The 2427-nt window shown below is 53.3% G+C and carries 3 protein-coding genes; 1 reads left to right on the forward strand and 2 read right to left on the reverse strand.

What is annotated here, in order from left to right:
- Positions 1-303 (forward strand): cation transporter dimerization domain-containing protein (locus D5S03_RS11100; RefSeq protein WP_287044020.1); only part of this gene is annotated, 303 nt, incomplete at its 5' end.
- 10 nt (positions 304-313) lie between these two features.
- On the opposite strand, the gene D5S03_RS11105 is transcribed toward D5S03_RS11100, so the two are convergent.
- Both D5S03_RS11105 and D5S03_RS11110 read right to left on the reverse strand, forming a co-directional pair.
- Complete coding sequence (locus D5S03_RS11105; protein WP_287044022.1) at positions 314-2092, reverse strand: N-acetylmuramoyl-L-alanine amidase; 1779 nt, start codon at positions 2090-2092, stop codon at positions 314-316.
- Positions 2093-2094: 2 nt separating this feature from the next.
- A partial coding sequence (locus D5S03_RS11110; protein ID WP_287044023.1) for an SIS domain-containing protein occupies positions 2095-2427 on the reverse strand: 333 nt, incomplete at its 5' end.

Genomic DNA, 2427 nt, shown 5'->3' on the forward strand with positions numbered 1-2427 from the left:
GGGGAAAAGGCGGCGTATCACGGCCTGCGCTCGCGAAAGTCCGGGTCCAGGCGTTTTATCGACTTTCATCTGCTTCTGCCGGGAGATAGAACCATCCGCGAAGGCCACGATATCTGCTGCAGGATTGAAGAGGGTATCGAGCAGGAGTTGCCCAAATCCCAGGTAACTATACACGTGGAGCCGGAAGAAGACCGGGCTTCCTGGGACGGGGACCAGGTGGGAGGAAGAAAAAGCAGTTCTGAGTCCAGGCATTGTGAGCCGGGGAACGAAAGCAAGGAGCAAAACCCGGGCGAAATCCGCTAAATACTGGCTGCTAATCCAGCCTGGCAAACTGTTCTATCTTATCCCGGTAGGAGGTGACCCCCTTGGTCAGTCCCCTGGCCATGTACTGCATAAAGTCGTCGTTCTGCAGAAGACGCATGTCCTTTTCATTGGTCATGTAGCCCATTTCCAGCAAAATGGCCGGCATCTGGGCCCCCATGAGCACATAAAAAGGGGCCTGGCGCACACCGTTGGTGTCCATATCGGAAAACATGCCTCTTGTGTTGTCCAGGGTGACCTCGTGGACCTTCTTGGCCAGATCCCGGGATTCGCTTATTTTGGAGCTTAGCATCAGGTCTGTCAAAATATACTGCAAATCTGAGATCTTCTGGGTTGAGACTGCATTTTCCCTGGCCGCCACACGCTTGGCGTCTTCATCCTGGGCAAAGTTCAGGTAATAGACCTCAAAGCCTCTGACATTTGAATTTCTATGGGCATTGGCATGCACAGAGATGAAGAGGTCAGCCTTTTTGGAATTGGCCATGGCGGTCCGCTCCTCCAGGGGAACAAAGACATCCTCAGTCCGGGTGTAGAGAACATCGAAACCTTCCTGCTCCAGCTTGCGGCCCAGGACTTTGGACATCCTGAGGGCAATGTCCTTTTCCTTGAAATTGCCTACCACAGCTCCCGGGTCCTTGCCGCCGTGACCAGGGTCTATCATGATGGTCTGAACCTTGAGCCCCAGCTGCTCAAGAAGGCTGCCGGAAGACAGCTCGGCCCGCTCGGGATCCAGGGAGATGTCCGGTTCGCCTTCCACCGTCTGCAGAACCTGGCGTTCATCGGGAGAGTAAACGTCCACAACAATGCGAAAGGGATTTTCCAGGGCAAAGACCCTGAAATCGTCCAGTTCGTCGATATCCAGGACCACCCTTGACTTATCAGTGGTATGCTGAGCTGACCTGATACGGCTTAAGATACCGTCGGCCACGTTTTCTTCCTGGGTTACTTCTTCTGCCTGACGAGTTTTCTCTAAGTCGATAAACAATCTGTGCGGAGTTCCCAGTTCCTCATCGGGCTTCAAAAGCTTGTGATAATAATCCACCTGCGAATCCAGATCCAGTACTATGCGGGTGTATTCATCAGAACTCCAGTGACGTATGTCCACCAGCCGGGCTGTTCTGGAATCAGTTTTCGACTGCTCCTGCCCTGGTTCTTCTTCTATGCGGGAATCTGCAAGGGGCCTTTCCTCCAGGGAAACCTGTGGGCTCTTCTGAGGTTCAGAGACCTTTTCCAGGTCCAGAGAGGCGCGCTTACCGTTTATCATTTCCAGGTTTTTGCGGTCCAGTTCCTTGAGAACTTCCTGGGCGGCATCTTTTTTGGAGCTGGAAGAATGGTTGTAAACCACGCGCAGATACTCCAGGTAAGCCTGGGCTGAATCCCGGTGATGGTTGAGGTGGATCTCGGCCTTGCGGTACTGGGAGCGACCGGCAAAATCGGTGTCGGGGTGCTCTCTGACTGCACGGGTATAGAATTCTTCAGCCTTTTCAAAATCGGAAGGCAGAAAGGATTTTTTGCCCAGTTCCTGGTAGGTGCGGCCAAGATAATAAAGGGCCCGGGCTTTGTCATTTCCGTCCTGGCTCTCATCGAGTTCCTGCTGGAACCTGCCGGCCAGGTCAAGCCAGTGTGAACGGAACTGGTTTCGATTGTCATCGGCTATAAGATTTTCCAGGTCCTGCACTGCACTCTGCATTCCGGCGGGCAGCAGGCCCGGAGTGCAAAGAGCCAGCAGTAACGCTGCCAGCAGGCAGAAAAAAGTTTTTTTTATGCTCATGGTCATTCCACGGTTACACTTTTGGCCAGGTTGCGGGGCTGGTCCACGTCCTTGCCCAGATATACAGCCATTTCATAGGCGAAAAGCTGCAGGGCCGGCAAGGCCAGGAAACTGTTCAACGGGTCTCCGAGCTGCGGTATTTCCCACTTTTCATCTATATCTAATTCAACACCGGGATTGGTCAAGGCAATAATTTTTCCGTTGCGTGCCCGGACTTCCATTAAATTTGACCCGATTTTATCCAGGAGATGGTTTTGCATGGCCAGGGCAAAAGTGGGCAGTTCCTGCTCGATAAGGGCGATGGGTCCGTGCTTGAGTTCGCCGGCTGGATACCC

The sequence above is a fragment of the Desulfonatronospira sp. MSAO_Bac3 genome (genome assembly GCF_003838035.1).
GTDB lineage: Bacteria > Desulfobacterota > Desulfovibrionia > Desulfovibrionales > Desulfonatronovibrionaceae > Desulfonatronospira > Desulfonatronospira thiodismutans.

What these genes read in the sequence shown, in the direction of transcription:
- D5S03_RS11105 (WP_287044022.1), bottom strand. Translation starts at nt 2,092, where the DNA reads ATGAGCATAAAAAAAACTTTTTTCTGCCTGCTGGCAGCGTTACTGCTG.